The organism is Amycolatopsis sp. NPDC114505 (assembly GCF_055633615.1).
Genome location: NZ_JBVKDV010000001.1, coordinates 641,250 through 655,283 on the forward strand (window position 1 = coordinate 641,250; position 14,034 = coordinate 655,283).

Below are 14,034 nucleotides of genomic sequence, written 5' to 3' on the forward strand. Positions count from 1 at the left end.
TCGCACCGGCTGCGAAGGCTGCGTGACCACGCGGATCCGGCGCGACCATTCCTCAGCCTGATTCGCCGATCAGCCACCCCAGCGTCCGGCGGCCCGGCCTCACAGCCGTTCGGCCACGCGATCCACGAGCCATGCCGTCGCCGGGACGGCCGCCAGCGCGGCACAGAACCCACCCAGGGCATCCGTCGGGTAGTGGGCGCCCAGAGCCACCTCGGCCCACCCCATCGCCAGCCCGGCGACGAAGGCCAACCCCAGAACCAGGACCACCGCCGGTGCCCGGCCGAGACCCAGTCGGTCGGCCAGCAGCAGTGCGATCACCACCGCCAGCGCGGTGGCCAACGCCGTGTGGCCGCTCGGATAAGACAGGAACTCGCCGTGGATGGTGCGGCCGACGATCGGCTTCAGCAGCGTCGTCACCGCCACCGTGGCCACTACGCCGAGCACGGTCAGCACGGCCGTCCGGATGCGGTGGAGCAGGAAGCAGACCACCGCGAGCACCGCGACCAGGATCGTCGACCCCACGGGCTCGCCGCCGAAGTCGAAGACCAGGGCCACGTACCGCCACGGCGGCTGGACGCCGTCGATCGACGGGAGCACCGCCGCGTCGATCCCCGTCAGCCCCGAGTCGTGGAAGTGCAGGATGCCCAGGGCGACCATGACCGCCGTCGCGAGGGCAGCCGTCATGGCCAGGGGGGCGCGCAACGCGGCCGGCAGGGCCGCGGGCGCCTCACGGACCAGCTGCCTCACCCGTGCGCCTCGATCGCCGCCTCGTACCCGGCGATCAACCGGTCCAAGCCGACCGCGGGCGTGAAGTCCTTCTCGTACCGGACCCGGGCCGCGTCGCCCATCTCGTGGTTGCGGTCGCCGGCCACCACCCGCAGCCGGTCCGCGAGCGAGTCGGCGTCGTTCGGTGCGTGCAGAAGGCCGGTCACGCCGTCTTCCACCAGCTCCGGGAACGCGCCGTGCGACGCCGCCACCGTCGGGACGCCCGCGGCCATGGCCTCGACGACCACCAGGCCGAACGCCTCCAGCCACGTCGAAGGCGCCACCACCGCCACCGCGTCGGCCGTCAGGGCCCGGCACTCCGCTTTGTTCTGCAGGCCGACGTACGAGACGTCGGCGCGGCCGGCCGCCCAGGTCGCGACCTCGTCCTGCATCGGGCCGGTGCCGGCGATGACCAGCGGGATCCCCAGGGCACCGCCGAGGCGGTCCCACGCCCGCATCAGGAGGCCGACCCCCTTCTCCTCGGTGACGCGGCCGAGGAACAGCACGTGCTTGCCGTCGCCGGTGCGGCGGACGCCGGGGTCGGTGACGAAGTTGTGCTTCACCGCCATCCGTTCGCCGGGCATTCCGGCCGACACCAGGAGGTCACGTTGAGCCGCCGAAATGCAGAAGAACCGGGAGATGCCCGTCCACCACCGGCGCCGGTTCACGGCCGTGCTCGCCGCCATGGGGAGCGTCGCCACGCGTGAACCGCGATAGCAGCCGTGCTTCACGGCCGGCAGCGGTGCGCCGCCGACGCACTCGGTGCAGATGCGGCCGTCGCGGTGGAGCGTGCCGGGTGGGCAGACCATCCCGTAGTTGTGCAGCGTCGCGACCGCGGGCACCCCCGCGTCCGCGCAGGCCGCGACCACCGACGGCGACAGCAGCGGGAACGTGTTGTGGATGTGCACGACGTCCGGGCGCGACGCGCGCAGCCGGGCGGCGAGCTCCTTCCGCACCGCCGGGTTCCACGGCACCGTCAGCGGCACCGCGGCCTTGCGGGGCACCGGCATGGTGGCGATGTCGTCGCTGCGGCGCTCGAACAGCGACACCTGGTGGCCGCCCTCGGCGAGCAGCGTCACCTCGGCGTCGACGACGTTGTTCTCGCCGCTCGGCTGCTCGGAGCGGTACCGGTTGTGCACCACGAGCACCTTCACGCGCTTGTCCCCTTCGCCGGGATGAATGCTTGTTCGTCGGACTGCGGCGCCCCGCGGACCAGCAGCGACGCGGCCAGGGCCAAGTGCAGCAGGTACGGCGACGCGTCGCCGAGACCGGCTTCGGTGTAGGAGGCCGAGAGGCAGTAGGTGATCAGGAAGATCGCGCACGCGCGAGCCAGCGAAGGCGGCCGCAGCACCGCCACCACGACCAACGTGAGGAGGAACCCCGCCACCAGCGCGATCCCGACGAAGCCCTGCTCGTGGTAGATCGCGAGCCAGCTGTTGTCGATCGGCAGGCCGTCGTAGGACTTGTCCGTCAGCCCGACCCCGAAGATGTACTCCGACGTCGTCCGCGGGGCTTCCAGCAGCGCGTCCCACACTTTCGCGCGGCCGGTCAGGCTGGAGAAGTTGTCCGCGCTCTGCCCGCGGAGGAACCACGCCTGCAGCGCCCCCGCCAGCACCACGCCGGAGACCCCGCCGACGCCGACCGTCCAGGCGAACACCTTCCGCGCGCGGGCGCTGGTCAGCAGCATCGACAGGAAGGCCACGGCCAGCCCGGCGACCAGGCCGAGCGTCGCCGTGCGGGTGTGCGTGAGCAGCAACAGCCCCAACGCCGGCACCACGATGTACACCGCGCTGCGCCACGTCGTGCGACGCCCGAACCAGAGAAGGAGCGTGAGCCCGGAGATGACCGCCGCGTACTGGCCGATCTGCGGCGGGGTCAGCGGCCAGACCGCGCCCGAAAGCCGGCCGCCGTACTCCTCCGGCATCGCGTTGCCGGGCGAGATCACGAGGCCGATCGCCACCGACGCGAGCACGACGGAGTACGTCCGGATATGGGCTCGGACGAACGTGAACCCGCCGTCCCACCAGCGGGTCAGCAACCAGAGCGTGGAGACGAACACCGTGAGCCGGAAGCACCGGAACAACGCGCCCGCGCCCTCCTGCAGGTCGGCGCTGGACAGGATGCTCGTCAGCAGCAGCAACGTCAGCAGCAGCAGGTACGCGCTCGGCCGGATCCGCAGGTGCTTGTTCAGCGCCAGCGCGATCACGAACGCCGTCATCAGCGAGCCCATGGTGACCAGCTGGCTGACCGAGCGCGGGAGCGGGATGACCGTCTTCGCGCCGGTCGAGCCGAGCGTGTTGATGATCAGCAGGGCCCACGCCAACGCGGCCCACTTCGGCGTCGCCGACGCCGGCTCGGCCGCGGCGTCGCCGCGGATGCCCGCGATACCGGTTTGCGCCGTCATGTCAGCCCCCGCCCTGTGCGGTGTACGTGCTGCCGGTGTCCTGCGAGTACGGCGAGCCTTCCCACTCGCCGACCTCGAGGATGCGGTCGGTCGTGTACGCGATGAAGGTCCACGGGCCGGCGTAGCTGTTGTCGTGCCAGCGGTTGTCCTGCTTGTACGTGATCGCCTCCTGGACGACGTCGCCCTTGTACGGCGACCAGTCCGGGTAGGTGCCGAAGTTCGAGAGCAGGCCCATCCGGCCGCACGACGCCTGGCAGCCGACGACGGCCGGGTCCAGGACGAACTTGTTGTCGTGGATGTCGACGTGCTGGGTCTTCCAGCGGCAGTCGCTCAGCAGCGGCCCGCTGGTGATGGCCGGGTCCGCGCACGTCTTGACGTCGGGCACCAGCCGGGTGCAGTCCCCGGACGAGGTGTTGGCCGGGCTGTTGCAGTACCGGTCGGCGTTCTCCCACAACGTGATCCCGGACCAGTTGTTCTCCAGGTAGTTGCGGGAGATCTCGAGCTTCGCCGTCCGCGCCTTGATCCGCGGCTCGCCCCCGGACTCGGAGATGTAGATCGCCGGGGTCGGGAAGTTGTCGCCCTTGTCGGCGTACCGGCGGCCGTCGACCCAGTTGTTCTTGCGGATCGTGTTGTCGCGGATGATCGCGTTGTAGCTGATCTCGTAGATGATCGCGGCGCTGTCGTTGTTCTCGATGAGGTTGCCCTCGATGAGGAAGTCGTTGTTGTTCGTGTCGGCCCACAGGCCGGTGCCCTTGTTGTCGTGCACCCAGTTGCCGCGCACGTCGGCGCCGTTGACGTCCCAGAACTTGACGCCGCCGGTGCAGCCGCAGCCGTCGATCTTGGCTTCCCAGTCGCCGGTGTTGTTGCCCGCGATCTCGTTGCCCTCGACGACCAGCGCGGTGATCGGGGTGTTGCCGGAGAAGGCGTTGATCCCGTACTGACCGTTGCGGCGCAGGCAGTTGCCGCGCACCTGCTGGCGAGCGCCCGCCATCAGGCCGGCGCCGTCGTTGTCCTGGATGGTCGAGTGCTCGATCACCCAGCCGTCGCCGGAGTCGTGGTTGACCACGCCTTCGTCGCGGGGCGCGACGAAGCCCTGGACCGTCAGGTAGGTGAGCTTGACGTTCGTCCCGTGGCCGGTGAACGCGTACTGGTTGATCTTCCGGCCGTCGACGACCGTGCCGGGCGCGCCGATGTAGACGTCGCCGTCCTTGGGCGAGACCTGGTCGTACTTGTCGTCGCCGAGGATGTGCTTGCCCGGCTTGAGCCAGAACGTCGTGCCGCCTCCGGCCGCGCGTGTCTTGGTGGCGAGGTCGCCGGGCACCGCCGGGTCGACGATGACCGCGCCCGCCGGGGCCGTCGACGGGCCGGCCGGTTCCTTGTCGCAGACCGCCGCGACCGACCCGCTGGGGACGGCGGTCGCCTGGGCCGGGCCGGTGCTGTCCGGGCCACTCGAGCACGCCGCGACCGTGAGGAGGACGCCGAGCAGCGGAGCGGCACGGCGGAGTCGGGAGCGGCGGGCTGTCACGGGCGGGTCCTAACTGAAGCGGAGCAGGGTGGCGAGGTTTCCGGGGGTGCCGGAGCCGACGAGCGTGGTCGAAGGTTCCTTCCGGCCGAAGCCCGTGGAGTACCAGCCGAGGGGCGGGTCGAGCTCACCGCGGTGGGCCGTCCACGACAGCTCGGGCGGCAGTTCCATGACGGCGGTGTGCACCGGGGCCACGGAACCCGTGGCGGTGCCTTGCCAGTTCAGGTGGGCGACGTTCCCCTCGAGCCGGACGGTGACCGCCGGACCGAGATGGAACGCCAGGCGGGCGGCCGGGCGGGCGTCGCCGAGCACTTCGTCGACGATCTTCAGCACGTCGCCGTCGAGCTGGACCGTGCGGCGGTGGACCGCGGGCGCGTAGCCGTCGTGGGCCGCCGTCCAGCGGGAGGGGCCTTCGTCGGGGGTGCGCACGTCGAGCACCTTCGTGACCGCGTGCCGCGTCCACAGGAACGGCCCACCGGACACCGACTGGTCGGTCCCGGCCAGTTCGAGGGTGTTGTGGCCGAGCGTCGAGCGGAAGTACGACCGCCACCGCGGCTCGCCGTGATAGCAGAAGGTGCCCGGGTCGGCGAGGATGTCGACGCCGTCGTGGCGGACCTCCACCGACAGCGCGTCGGCGTGGGCGTGCGCGGCGATCGATAGGAAGCCGTGCGGGCCGCCGTCGCAGCGGGCCCAGATCCGGCCCGACCGCAGGATCGTCATGCCCGCGTCCCGCAGGTGGGCGGGACGGCGCCCGGCGCGGACGCCAGAAGCCCGCGGGGTGCGCGAAGCGAGCGACGCGAGCAACGGCGTGCGGACGTCGTCACCCGGGATCGGCGGCCACCAGTCGAGCCGGCCGAACAGGGCCTCGCCGGTCGCCAGCAGCGACGCCCAGCGGTCGGTCTCGAGACCGTCGACGATCAGGCCGAAGCCGTCGTCGGCGTCACCCTGGCGCGGCGGCCGGAGCCGGTTGTCCACAATGGACGCCAGCGCGTCGGTCATCCGCAGCAGGACGCCCCACGTCGAATCCGGCACCGGGGTGCCCGCCGCGTCGGCCTCGACCGCCGCCGCGAGCCCGAGCTCCAGGACCAGGCCGTGGTACTCGGACGCCAGTTCGGCGTTCAGCCCCGAGTCGAAGGTGTTGCGGCCCAGCTGGACGTCGAGCGAGCGCATCGCCTCGGTCCGCCAGCGCGGCGACTCCGGGAACCAGCCGAACGCGCACGCCGCGGCCAGCAGCCCGGCGTCCTCGGCGATGACGTGGTTGTTCGCCGACGAGCCGTGGCTGCGCAGCGTCGAAAGCCAGTTCTGGTGGTGCCACAGCTGGAGCTGGAAGTCCGGGTTGTCCTCGAACAGCTCGCCGACGCCGGCCCAGCCGTCGAGCAGGCGGCGCGTCCAGACCCACGACAGCAGCCGGATGCCCAGCTCGATGCCGCTGACCCAGTGCGGCCCCTGGAGCGGCGGGTTCTCCGCCCACCACGAACGCAGGTGAGCGGCCGCGCGCTCCGCGTAGTCCGAGTTGCCGGTCAGGGCGTACGCCGCGGCCAGCACGGTGAGGTGCTGGTGGCGCGACGGCTCCCAGATCTGCTTGATGTCGCCGACGGTGTCTTCCGACCGGTAGGGCACGTCGAAGGCGTACACGTCCGACGGCGCGCGCCGGCCCGTCTTCGGGTCGAGGAACCAGTCCGGCGACTCCAGGTCCGAGCGCACCACGCCGAAATACTCGGCGCGGCCGGCCATCAGCTCGTCGGCGGTGGCGAGCAGCCGCTTGACGGCCTCGCCGGGCACCTTGCCCAGCACACCATCCGGCAGCGCGGCCGTGAAGCGCGGGTGCGACGGCCAGTCGGGCGGCGTGGGCAGGGCAGTCCGCCACTGCCGCTGGACAACGGCATGCCGAGCACGACCGACGACCTCCGCCGGCCCCATCCGGGAAAGCCGGCGCAGGTACCAGCCAGGCCCCATCATGTCCGGGCACCTGCCTCCCGCGGCAGCGGCAGACTCATCCCGCGCGAGGCACACCGGATCGGCGGGACGCTCGTCATGCCGGAGCGCCCGCCTTCCGCGCCGGCTGCAGCCCGATCGCCCCCACGCCTGCTCATGCCGGGGCACCCGCCTTGGTCGGCACCTCGATCCGGACCGGCGCCGCGTTCGAGACGCTCGCCTGCGCGGCCAACGTCGCCAGCGTCGTCGCGGCCATCGAGGCCACCGAGATCGGCATCGGGCCTCCCGTGCGGACCGCCGTCAGGAACGCGTCCACCTCGGCGGCCTGGCCCTTGTCGCGGCCCTTCGGGATCCGGGAGCTGGCCCACTTCTTGCGGGAGTACACCGATGCGCGCACGAAGTCGTCGAACTTCAGGACCTTGCCGTCCGCCGTGAGGTCGAGGGTCTCCTTCGGGAAGCCCGATGAGCCCGTCTCGGCGTACGTGATGACCGCCGTCGAACCGTCCTCGTAGCCGAGCGTCACCTGGAGGTCTCCGGTCGCGTACACCGATACCGGGTCGGCGTCGAGCAGCCAGCTCACCGTGTCGATGAAGTGGCCGCCCTCGCCGGCGAAGCGGGAGCCCTCCGTGGCGGTCTGGTTGTACCAGCTGCCGTGGTCGAGACGGCCCGCGTTGACCAGGTAGCGGACCGTCGCCGGGCCAACGCGCGGGCCGAACTGGCCGCGGGCCTCGTGCAGCAGCGGGGCGAACCGGCGGTTGAAACCGACCTGGAGGCGGTCGTTGCCCGACTCCTCGATCGCGTCCAGAACCTTCTGCAGCTCCTCCGGCGACAGCGCCAGCGGCTTCTCGACGAACACCGACTTGCCCGCCAGCAACGCCTGGCGCGTCAGCTCGGCGTGCGAGCTGTGCCGCGTCACGACGAACACCGCGTCGATCGACGAGTCGCCGAGGACGTTGTCGATGTCCGTCGACGCCGAAGCGAAGCCGAACTTCCGCTTCGCGTTGGCTCCCGAGAGAGCGGACGTCGTGGCGACGTGCTTGAGCTGCACGTCCGAACGCTCGGCGAGGTGCGGCAGCAGCATCGACGACGCGTAGTTGCCCGCGCCGATGAAGCCCAGGCGCACGGGCTGCCCGGCCGGCAAAGCGGCCGCCGAAGACGAAGCCGAAGCCACGGCGACCCGCGCGGACGTGATCACCGGCTCCGTCCGTGCCACCGCGTCCGGGTAGCGGAACAGCACCGCGACGGCCTTGAGCTCGCCCTCGTTCAACGCCTTGTACGTCTCGACCGCGGCGGAGAAGTCCGACACGTGCGTGATCAGCGGCTCGACGTCGAGGCGGTCGCGCGCGATCAGGTCGATGACGCACTCGAGGTTGCGGCGCTCGGTCCAGCGGACCTGGCCGATCGGGTAGTCGCGGCCTTCGAGCTCGTACGACGGGTCGTAGCGGCCCGGCCCGTAGGACCGCGAGAACCGGACGTCCAGTTCCTTCTCGTAGTAGGCGTTCCACGGCAGGTCGAGCTTGCACTTGCCGATGTCGATGACTCGGCCGCGGTCGCGCGACAGCTTCGCGGCCAGCTCCACCGGGTCATTCGTGTTGCCGCCGGCCGCGAGATACGTCTGGTCGACGCCCGCGCCGTGCGTCAGCTCCTCCACGGCGGTGTCGACGATGCCGGACGCCGGGTACGCGCAGGTCAGCGCGCCGAGGCTCTCGGCGAGCTTGCAGCGCTCGGGGTCGGGGTCGACGCCGACGACGCGCACGCCGGACGACGTCAGCAGCTGCACGACGAGCTGGCCGATCAGGCCGAGGCCGATGACCAGCGCGACGTCGCCGATCTGCGGCTCGCCGCGGCGGACGCCCTGCATGGCGATCGACCCGACGGTGCCGAACGCCGCGTGCCGCGGGTCGACGCCGGCCGGGACGCGCGAGTAGAGGTTCTTGGGCACCCAGTTCAGCTCGGAGTGCAGCGCGTGCTCGTTGCCCGCGCAGGCCACGAGGTCGCCAACCGCGACGTCGGTGATGCCGTCGCCGACCTGCTCGACGATGCCGCACAGCGAGTAGCCGAGCGGGGTGTAGGAGTCCAGTTTGGACGTCACTTTGCGGTAGGTCGCCGAGAGGCCGTTGGTGGCGACGCTCTGCATGACCTTCGCGACCTGGTCCGGGCGGGCCTTCGCCTTGCCCACCAGGGACAGGCTGGCCTCGGACACCTTCATCATCTCGGTGCCGGTCGAGATCAGCGAGTACACCGTGCGGACGAGCACGCCGCCGGCCTTGCAGGCGGGCTCGGGCACTTCCAGCAGCGCCAGCTCACCGCTCTTGTAGTTCTGGACTACCTGCTTCACTTCGCTCCCGCTCCAGACATCGCGTTCCGGTACCAATACTCAAGAGTCAAGACGTGCCAGAGGTGCTTGCCGCGGTCTTCCTGACCGGCGGCGTCCTCGGCGACCATGCGCTGCAACGCCTCCCGCTGCAGAAACCCGGACGAAACGAGCACGCCCTCGTTGACGACTTCGCGCACCAGCGGCGCCAGGTCGCGGCTCATCCACGCCCGCAGCGGCGCGCTGAACAGGCCCTTCGGCCGGTGCACGATCTCGCTCGGCAGGATGTTCAGCGCCGCGTTCTTCAGCGCGACCTTGCCGGCGCGGCCGACGATCTTCTTGTCGCCCGGGATCTTGAACGCGGCGCGCACGACCTCGACGTCGACGAACGGCGTCCGCACCTCGGTGGACGCGGCCATCGTCGACCGGTCGGTGTAGGTCAGGTTCAGCCCGGGCAGGAACATCCGCGAGTCGGCCAGGCACATGCGGTTGACGAAGTCGTCCAAAGCCTGGTCGTTGTAGGTGTCCGCGTGCTCGGTCAAAACCGAGTCGACGTCGGCCGCGAAGTCCGGGTTGACCAGCGAGAGCAGCTCGGCCTGGTCGTACATCGTGTAGCTGCGCCGGAACGCCGTCTCCTCGGGCAGGCCCGCGAAGGACAGGAACCGCTTCGCGAACCGCACCGACCGGTACCCGCGCTTGGCCGAAGCGACCGGCAGCCGGTCCACCAGTGACTCCACCGGCTTGCGCACCGCGCCCGGAACCTTGTGGTAGCGCAACGCGATCAGGTTCGCGAGGTGCTTGCGGTACCCGGCGAACAGCTCGTCGGCGCCCATCCCGGACAGCATCACCTTGACGCCGGCGTCGCGCGCGGCCGAACAGATGATGAACGAGTTGATCGCCGCCGGGTCGCCGATCGGCTCGTCGAGGTGGTAGGTCATCTTCGGCAGCAGGTCGAGCACCTGCGGCGCGATCTCGATCTCGTGGAGGTCCACGCCGAACTGCCGCGCCACGATCCGGGCATACTTGAGGTCGTCCGGCATCGCCTCGAACTTCGCGTCCTCGGCGCGGAAGCCGATGGTGTACGCGGAGATCCCCGGCTGCGACCGCGCGGCCAGCGCCGTCAGGTAGCTGGAGTCCAGCCCGCCCGAAAGGAACGTCGCGACCGGGACGTCGGAGATCAGGTGCTTGGCGGTCGACTCGGCGATCACCTCGTGCAGGTCGACCTCGCCCTCGAAGGCCGCACCTTCCTCGGCGACCTCCCGCAGCGACCAGTAGCGGCCGCGGTCGACCTGGCCATCCGGGCGGCAGCGCAGCCACGTGCCCGGCTGCAGCTTCTCCGCGCCCTGGTAGGCGCAGCGGCTGTCCGGCACCCAGTAGTAGAGCAGCGACGCGATCAGCGCGGCGTTGTCGACCTGCAGCGACCCGCTCAGCTCGCCGGCGAGCGCCTTCAGCTCGGAGGCGAAGGCGACCCCGCCGCCGCGCTGCACGAAGAACAGCGGCTTGATGCCCAGCTGGTCGCGGACCAGGAACAGCTCGCCGGTGCCTTCCTCGAACATCGCGAAGGCGAACATCCCGCGCAGCTTCGGCAGGCAGTCCGTGCCCCAGCGCCGCCACGCCTGCAGCAGCACCTCGGTGTCGGACGTGCCGCGGAAGCGCACGCCGGCCGCGGAAAGCTCGGCCCGCAGCTCCGGCGCGTTGTACAGCTCGCCGTTGTAGCTCAGCGCGAGGCCGTCGAGGACCATCGGCTGGGCGCCGGTCTCGGTCAGGTCGACGATCGAGAGCCGCCGGTGCCCGAGGTGGACCGAGCCCCCGCCGACGGCGTGGTCGTACCGGCCGGAACCGTCCGGCCCGCGGTGGGCCAGCGTCTTGGTCAGCCGGTCGGTGAGCGGCCCGCCATCCGGCCAGAGGTAGGTGCCTGCGATGCCGCACATCTCGAGTGGGTCCCCTTCGTCGCGGCGCGGTGGTCAGGAGACCTCCGCGCTCTTTTCTGACTCGAGCTCGGCGTTCAGTTCGCCTTTGTGCGCCGGTTCGCCGTGGTCGCGCTTGAACGGCGTCGGCCGCTTCGGCGGCTTGACCGGGGCGAACTTCTTCGTCGGTGCGTCCAGGTGGTCCGGGACGCTGACCTTGCCGGGTTCCGGCAGCGGTGCCGCGGGCGGCTTGGCCAGCGCCGGCGGCGGGCCGACCGGCCGGACCGGCGCGATCCGCCGCGTCGGCGGCTCGGCGACCGCGACGCGCTCGGCGATGCGGGCAGCCAGTTCGTCGATGCGGTCCTCGTGCTCGACGACCGAGACGCGGTGCACCGCCGGAGCGGCCTTGGCGCGGCCGCGCAGGGCCGTGTGCAGGCCATCCCACAGGGTGCCGTCGGACTTGTCGCGCGGGTCCGGGTCGACCAGCACCACGCCGACGATCGGGATCTGCTGGTCGGCGAGCTGCCGCGCCACGGTGTGCAGCCACAGCGTGTTCGCGTGCCCGGCCTTGACGACCAGCACGGTCTCCCGGCCGAGGTGCTCCAGGTCCGTCCACGCGGTGCCCGGCGAGACCGTGCCGACGCCGACCCGGCGCTCGTCCGGCTCGGCGGCCGGGTCGCCGGCGCCGACGACGGTGATCTCGCTCTGCGTTTCGGCGGCCAGCTTGCGGACGTCCTCGCCCGGCAGGTCGTCGAGGACGCTCGCCTTGCCGTCGGCGGCGAGCTCCCCGGCGATGTCGAGGGCGAGCGCGGCGGCGAGCTTCGGCGCGCCGAGCTCCAGCAGCGACACCTGGGGCTTGTCCTTCTTGATGGCGCGCACCAGCGTCGTGGCGACGCGCTGGCGTTCGGACACCGCCCGGGAGCGCCGCCACAGCCGCGCCGGGCCCCGGCGCTTGGACGGCAGCTGGGCGAGCACGGACGCGCCGAGGTGCGTGGAGATCTCACGGCGCAGCACCGGCCGGTCGCGCGACACCGCGCCGACGGCGGCGATCACGAGCCCCAGTGCCAGGCCGAGGGCGAAGCCGACGCCGCCGTTGGTCGCGGTGGTCTTGAGGAACGCCTTCGGCAGCGCGCGGGGCGCGTCGACGATCTGGGTGCCCGCGGCGACCTGCGGGCTGCCGATGCCGGCCTGCTGCGCGCGGGAGTCGAAGTCGGAGATCTGCGACGCGAGCGCCGCGCGGCGGCCGTAGAGGCCTTCGAGGGTGCTGGCGTTGGCGTTGCGGCCCTTGCCGGTCTCGTCGGAGATCTGCTGGTCGACCTTGGACAGCTCGTCCTGCGCGTTCTTCCGCTGGTCGAGGATGGCCTTGGACTGCGCGGCCGCGGCGGCCTGGCTGCGCTGGACGTGGTCGGTGATGAACGTGTCGGCCAGCGCCTTCGCCTGCGCCACGGCCTCTTCGTCGCTCTTCGCCTTGACGGTGATCTGCATGACGTTGTTCGTCACGGGCAGACCCGCGTAGTTCTTCATGAACTCTTCGGGCGACTCGGTGCTGTTGATCTTCTTCAGCGCGCCTTCGGCGATCTGGGTCGTCGACAGCACGGCGACGTCGGTGCGCATCAGCGTGCCGCTGTCGGTCGGCGAGTCGTCCTGGTGGACGACGATCACCTTGGTGACCGCGGTCGGCGGCGCCGGGAGCACGACCGCGACCGCGGCGCCGGCGATCAGCCCGAGCAGCGCCGTGGCCAGCCACAGCCGCTTGCGACGGCGGATCGCGACGAACAGGCGTTGGAGATCGACCAGCGGAGCGGCCGGAGTTTCGGAGGTTGTCGTCACGCCGAACCTGCCAGGGCTTTCTCGGGGGCGTCTTCCGCCACGGGTTCGGCTTCCGGCCCGGACGGCCGGACGGGATGGGACAGGACCGCGCCGACGATCTCCTGGCCCGCGTCGGAGCAGGCTTCGGCGAGCCGGACGAGCTCCCACGCGGTGCGGGAGCCGGCGCTGAGCACCACCAGGACACCGGCGTCGGGGCCGGCGTCCGGCACCGTCGGGCGCCCGGCCGCGAACTCGAAGGTCCGCAGCGGCACGGACAGCCGGTCGGCCAGCTCCTCGAGCTGCCCGGCGGCCAGCTTGCCGGTTTCGTCGTCCTCGGCCACGAGCAGCAGGACGTCGGCGGGGCCGGTGGCCAGGCGGGCCAGCACCCGGCGGTAGCGGATGTCGCGGTTGACCTCGTCGGCCGACGTCGCGACCGGCGGCAGCACCCACGGCCGGTCGCCGCCGAGCAGCCGTCTCAGCTTGCCGTAGAGGCCGGTCGCCGGGAGGCGGTCGCCCTGCGGGGTCGTGACGTCGACGCCGGCCAGGATGGGCGAGCCGAGCGCCGAAGCGATCTCCGGCTCGCCCCGCAGCCGCCGGTCGGCGCGCGCGGCGAACAGGTGTCCGAACACGCCGGCGAGGAAGAACAGGACCGCGCCCCCGGCGACGAGCTGCACCAGGGTCGGGGCGGCCGGCCCGGTCGGGCGCTCGGACGCCCCCAGCACCACGGTGTTGCCGACGCCGGTCGCGAGGTCGGCCTGGTTGAGGTCGTTGATGGCCTGCTCCAGCGACGTCCGCAGGCCTTCGAGCTGCGTGCGGACCTGGACGCTCTCGACGGTCAGGTCGCCGCCGACGGTCTTGGCGAGGTCGCTGATCTTCTGCGTGGTCAGCTGGACCTGCTGGCGCAGCGTTTCGCGCTGCTCCTGGGCCAGCTGCACCGACGCGTCCGCGGAGTTGCTGGCCAGCTGCCCGGAGTACTTGACGAACTGCTGCGCGACCTGGTCGGCGAGCTGCTGGGCGTGCTCGGCGGTGTCGGCCGAGACGGTGATCGTCACGACGTTGCCGTTCGCCACGGACGCCGTGACCTGCTTCTTCAGGTCGGCGCCGCTCGGGTGGAACGGCAGCACGGCCGCGGCCCGGTCGAGGACGACCGAGCTGGTCGCGACCTCGGCCTGGGTGAGCAGCTCGTCCGCCTGGCGCGGTCCCTGGAGCAGCACGCTCGAGGAGGTCTGGTAGCCGGGCGAGAAGAGCACCGAAGCGCCGGCGCCGACCGCCGCGCCCAGGACCGCGAGGGCGACCAGCAGCCGCCAGCGCCGGCGGAGGACCTGCCCGACCAGGGCCAGGCGCACCGTGTCGTCAGTCAACGGCGGTATCTCCATTC

9 protein-coding genes are annotated in these 14,034 nt (G+C 71.6%); all 9 read right to left on the reverse strand.

The annotated features are described in order from the left end of the window. Positions 1-99 precede the first annotated feature (99 nt). The 9 genes from ACZ7OU_RS03230 to ACZ7OU_RS03270 all read right to left on the reverse strand — a co-directional run bounded on the left by ACZ7OU_RS03230 (position 100) and on the right by ACZ7OU_RS03270 (position 14,032). Entirely contained in the window at positions 100-747 is a 648-nt protein-coding gene (locus ACZ7OU_RS03230) for a phosphatase PAP2 family protein (RefSeq protein WP_470239586.1), read from the reverse strand. After that, positions 744-1,919, reverse strand: coding sequence for a glycosyltransferase (locus ACZ7OU_RS03235; protein ID WP_470254072.1), 1,176 nt, complete (start codon positions 1,917-1,919; stop codon positions 744-746). Before ACZ7OU_RS03235 ends, ACZ7OU_RS03230 begins: the two co-directional genes overlap by 4 nt. After that, positions 1,916-3,169 carry an O-antigen ligase domain-containing protein gene (locus tag ACZ7OU_RS03240; protein ID WP_470239588.1) on the reverse strand — a complete coding sequence of 418 codons (1,254 nt, stop codon included), beginning with the start codon at positions 3,167-3,169 and terminating at the stop codon, positions 1,916-1,918. Before ACZ7OU_RS03240 ends, ACZ7OU_RS03235 begins: the two co-directional genes overlap by 4 nt. 1 nt (position 3,170) lies before the next feature. Further along, positions 3,171-4,694 (reverse strand): right-handed parallel beta-helix repeat-containing protein, encoded by a 1,524-nt coding sequence (locus ACZ7OU_RS03245; RefSeq protein ID WP_470254073.1) that lies wholly within the window; start codon positions 4,692-4,694, stop codon positions 3,171-3,173. A gap of 9 nt (positions 4,695-4,703) precedes the next feature. Continuing rightward, positions 4,704-6,650 carry a heparinase II/III family protein gene (locus ACZ7OU_RS03250; RefSeq protein WP_470254074.1) on the reverse strand — a complete coding sequence of 649 codons (1,947 nt, stop codon included), beginning with the start codon at positions 6,648-6,650 and terminating at the stop codon, positions 4,704-4,706. A gap of 130 nt (positions 6,651-6,780) precedes the next feature. Beyond that, the gene (locus ACZ7OU_RS03255) at positions 6,781-8,964 is read right to left on the reverse strand and encodes a bi-domain-containing oxidoreductase (RefSeq protein ID WP_470254075.1); all 2,184 of its coding nucleotides are present in this window, start codon (positions 8,962-8,964) and stop codon (positions 6,781-6,783) included. Next, positions 8,961-10,871 (reverse strand): asparagine synthase (glutamine-hydrolyzing), encoded by a 1,911-nt coding sequence (asnB, locus tag ACZ7OU_RS03260; protein WP_470254076.1) that lies wholly within the window; start codon positions 10,869-10,871, stop codon positions 8,961-8,963. Before asnB ends, ACZ7OU_RS03255 begins: the two co-directional genes overlap by 4 nt. 33 nt (positions 10,872-10,904) lie before the next feature. Further along, the gene (locus ACZ7OU_RS03265; RefSeq protein WP_470239594.1) at positions 10,905-12,677 is read right to left on the reverse strand and encodes a Wzz/FepE/Etk N-terminal domain-containing protein; all 1,773 of its coding nucleotides are present in this window, start codon (positions 12,675-12,677) and stop codon (positions 10,905-10,907) included. Beyond that, a complete protein-coding gene (locus tag ACZ7OU_RS03270) occupies positions 12,674-14,032 on the reverse strand; it encodes an exopolysaccharide biosynthesis protein (RefSeq protein ID WP_470254077.1) in 1,359 nt (452 codons plus the stop codon). The genes ACZ7OU_RS03265 and ACZ7OU_RS03270 overlap by 4 nt, the downstream gene beginning before the upstream one ends. Positions 14,033-14,034 lie beyond the last annotated feature (2 nt).

Bases quoted from the DNA above. Each gene is read 5' to 3' on its own strand.
- ACZ7OU_RS03240 (WP_470239588.1), bottom strand. From the start codon at position 3,169: ATGACGGCGCAAACCGGTATCGCGGGCATCCGCGGCGACGCCGCGGCC.
- ACZ7OU_RS03250 (WP_470254074.1), bottom strand. From the start codon at position 6,650: ATGATGGGGCCTGGCTGGTACCTGCGCCGGCTTTCCCGGATGGGGCCG.
- asnB (WP_470254076.1), bottom strand. From the start codon at position 10,871: ATGTGCGGCATCGCAGGCACCTACCTCTGGCCGGATGGCGGGCCGCTC.
- ACZ7OU_RS03270 (WP_470254077.1), bottom strand. From the start codon at position 14,032: ATGGAGATACCGCCGTTGACTGACGACACGGTGCGCCTGGCCCTGGTC.